4 protein-coding genes are annotated in these 3,010 nt (G+C 74.7%); 2 read left to right on the forward strand and 2 right to left on the reverse strand.

Features of this window, described 5'->3' with window-relative positions:
* Together G5C51_RS41165 and G5C51_RS41170 are read left to right on the forward strand one after the other, a co-directional pair.
* On the forward strand, positions 1-1,038 hold a 1,038-nt coding region (locus tag G5C51_RS41165; protein WP_240930277.1), incomplete at its 5' end, for a FecCD family ABC transporter permease.
* A complete protein-coding gene (locus G5C51_RS41170) occupies positions 1,035-1,847 on the forward strand; it encodes an ABC transporter ATP-binding protein (protein WP_165245933.1) in 813 nt (270 codons plus the stop codon). The genes G5C51_RS41165 and G5C51_RS41170, both read left to right, overlap by 4 nt.
* Here the strand turns inward: G5C51_RS41170 and G5C51_RS41175 are convergent.
* Both G5C51_RS41175 and G5C51_RS41180 read right to left on the reverse strand, forming a co-directional pair.
* Positions 1,831-2,208 carry a PPOX class F420-dependent oxidoreductase gene (locus G5C51_RS41175; RefSeq protein ID WP_165245939.1) on the reverse strand — a complete coding sequence of 126 codons (378 nt, stop codon included), beginning with the start codon at positions 2,206-2,208 and terminating at the stop codon, positions 1,831-1,833. The two genes, G5C51_RS41170 and G5C51_RS41175, sit on opposite strands and share 17 nt — an antisense overlap.
* Positions 2,209-2,226: 18 nt before the next feature.
* On the reverse strand, positions 2,227-3,010 hold a 784-nt coding region (locus G5C51_RS41180), incomplete at its 5' end, for an MFS transporter (RefSeq protein ID WP_476715160.1).

Raw genomic sequence — 3,010 nt, forward strand, 5'->3', positions numbered from 1 at the left:
CCTCCGGCCCCCCGCCGTCGCCACCTCCCGTATCCCGTCGTCCTGCTCCTGCTCGCCGCCCTGGTGCTGCTCGCCGCCACGGCCGGCATGGCGGTCGGCTCGACCGGCCTGCCCGCCGGGGAGGTGTGGAACATCGTGCTGCACCGCATCCACCCGGCGCTCGCCGAGCCCGGATGGACACCGGTGCGCGAGACCATCGTCATCGACGTCCGGCTGCCCCGGGTGCTGATGTGCGCGGTGGTCGGCGCGGGCCTGTCGGTGGCGGGGATGGCGCTGCAGGCGCTGGTACGCAACCCGCTCGCCGATCCGATGCTGCTGGGGGTGTCGTCGGGCGCGACGGTCGGGGCCGTGCTGGTGCTGGTGTTCAACCTGACGCTGTTCGGCATGTTCTCGCTGCCGCTGGCGGCCTTCTGCGGTGCGCTGGCCGCGCTGGCCGCCGTCTACTTCCTGGCCCGCTCGGGCGGGCGGATGACGACGGTGCGGCTGGTGCTCGCCGGGGTGGCCATGGCCGAGGTGCTGTCCGCCGTGGCCAGCTTCCTGGTGGTCACGTCCAACGACCCGCACAAGACGCAGTCGGCGCTGCGCTGGATGCTCGGCGGGCTGGCCGGCACCACCTGGCCGATGGTGTGGATACCGGCCGCGGCGGTGCTGGCCGGGACGGCGGTGCTGCTCGGCGTCAGCCGGCCGCTGAATCTGCTGCTGGCGGGCGAGGAGGCCGCCGTGGCCCTCGGCCTGGACGTACACCGCTTCCGCGGGGCGCTGTTCGCCCTGGTCGCGCTGATGATCGGGGCGATCGTCGCGGTCAGCGGCCAGATCGGTTTCGTCGGCCTGATCCTGCCGCATGTGGTGCGGCTGCTGGTGGGCGCCGACCACCGGCGGGCGCTGCCCGCCGCCGCGCTGCTCGGCGCGGCCTTCCTGATCGCCGCCGACCTGGCGGCGCGGACCCTGATGAGCCCCGAGGAGATTCCGGTCGGCATTCTCACCGCGCTGGTGGGCGGCCCGTTCTTCCTGTGGCTGATGCGGCGGAGGGCGGCATGACGGTGGAACCGGCCGTACTGGACATCCAGGGGGTGACGGTCGAGGTGCACGGCCGGCCGCTGGTGGAGAACGTGTCGCTGCGGGCCGCGCCCGGCGAGATGGTCGGCCTGGTCGGCCCCAACGGGGCCGGGAAGTCCACCCTGTTGCGCACGGTCTACCGCGCGCTACGGCCCACCTCGGGCCGGGTGCTGCTGGACGGCGACGACGTCCGGCGGCTGCCGGGCAAGCGGCTCGCGCGCCGCCTGTCCGCCGTACTGCAGGAGGCCACCGGCGACTTCGAGCTGACGGCGTACGACGTGGTGGCCATGGGCCGCACCCCGCACAAACGCGCCTTCGCCGGCGACGACGCCGCAGACCGCGCCGTCATCCTCTCCGCGCTCGCGGAACTGGACGCCGTCAGCCTGGCGCAGGCCCCCTTCGACCGCCTCTCCGGCGGCGAGAAGCAGCGGGTGCTCATCGCCCGCGCGCTCGCGCAACAGGCGGGCACGATGGTCCTGGACGAGCCCACGAACCACCTCGATCTGCGCCACCAGCTGGACACCCTGCAGCTGGTCCGCCGGCTCGGCGTCACCGCCCTCGTGGCCCTGCACGACCTCAACCTCGCGGCGGCGTTCTGCGACCGGGTGTGCGTGCTGAGCGAGGGCCGGACGGTCGCCACCGGCCCGCCCGGCGAGGTCCTGACCGCGGAGCTGCTGGCGGCGGTCTACCGAGTGAAGGCGGAGGTCACGCCGCATCCGGGCACCGGCATCCCGCGGATCACGCCGCTGACCGGACTGCACCGGGCCACCGGGATCAGCTTCCGAGCGTGATGGCGATGCCGATCATCGGCTTCCGGCGGATGTGCAGCAGGCGCGCGAACCAGTTGCCGACGCGGGAGGTGACGTATCGCCTCGCGAGATGGGCCCGGGCCTCGGCGGTGCCCTCGGCGTCCAGGAGGCGGGCCGAGCCGGAGGCCGTGGCCGCGTCCGGGGCCGTTCGGCCACGGACGTCGCAGACGGTGACGGTGACCGCGTCGTTGTTACGGATCCGCTTGACCTTCCACGAGTCGGCCGGCGTGACGACCAGCAGCCCGCCGTCGTGCGCCACATGCCACACCGGCGTCGCAACGGGCGTGCCGTCCTTGCGGTAGGTGGTGAGGCTGACGTACTTGCTGCGCCGGATCTCATTCATGGCTGCCACGCCCGGAGTCTATCGACGCGGCTCACCGGGCCCGGGTGCGTGCGCTGCGGCGGCGTACCGGACCGGTTGTCGCGGGCCTCGGGATACGGCCACGATCGCGGCAGGCGCGATCAGTGCCACTGCCGCCGCCAGGACGGCCGGTACGGACAGGGCGGCGGGCAGCGACGTCCGCTCGGCGACGTAGCCGATGAGCGCCGGGCCGGCCAGGCCGCCGCCGTAGCCGATGGTCGTGACGAGCGACAATCGGCTCGCACCGCCGCCGGACCCGGCGACTGCCGCCCCGACCGCACCTGCCAGCACCGGCCACATCACCGCGGCGCCGGCTCCCACCAGCGCCCAGCCCGCGGTCGCCCAGCCGACGGCAGCCGGGCCCGGTCCGCCGGCCGCGACGGGGGCGAAGAGCACCAGTGCGTAGCCCGCCGTGGCTGTCATCCCGGCTAGGCGCAGCGTGGTGGGTGCGCCGAGGCGGGCCCGTATCGCGTCGCCGGCGAAGCGGACGGCGGTCATGGTCGCGAAGAATGCCGTGGATACGAGCGGTGCCGTCGCCGCGGCCGCGCCCAGTTCGCGGCGTACGTACACGCCCGCCCAGTCGCTGGCCGCGCCCTCGGCGAGGAAGGCCGCCGCGGCGACGAGCCCGAGCGTGACGAGGAGGCCCGGACGCGGAGGCAGCGGCTTCGCGGCCCCTGCACCGTCCGGACCGTCGGCGCCGGCCGCGGCGTCCGCACCCTGCGGGGTCCCGGGAGCAGCGCCGTCCCGCGCCGGAACAAGCCGACCCACCCCCACCAGGCCCGCC

The sequence above is a fragment of the Streptomyces coryli genome (assembly GCF_011044975.1).
GTDB classification, from domain to species: Bacteria; Actinomycetota; Actinomycetes; order Streptomycetales; family Streptomycetaceae; genus Streptomyces; species Streptomyces coryli.

What these genes read in the sequence shown, in the direction of transcription:
- G5C51_RS41175 (WP_165245939.1), bottom strand. Translation starts at nt 2,208, where the DNA reads ATGAATGAGATCCGGCGCAGCAAGTACGTCAGCCTCACCACCTACCGC.
- G5C51_RS41170 (WP_165245933.1), top strand. Translation starts at nt 1,035, where the DNA reads ATGACGGTGGAACCGGCCGTACTGGACATCCAGGGGGTGACGGTCGAG.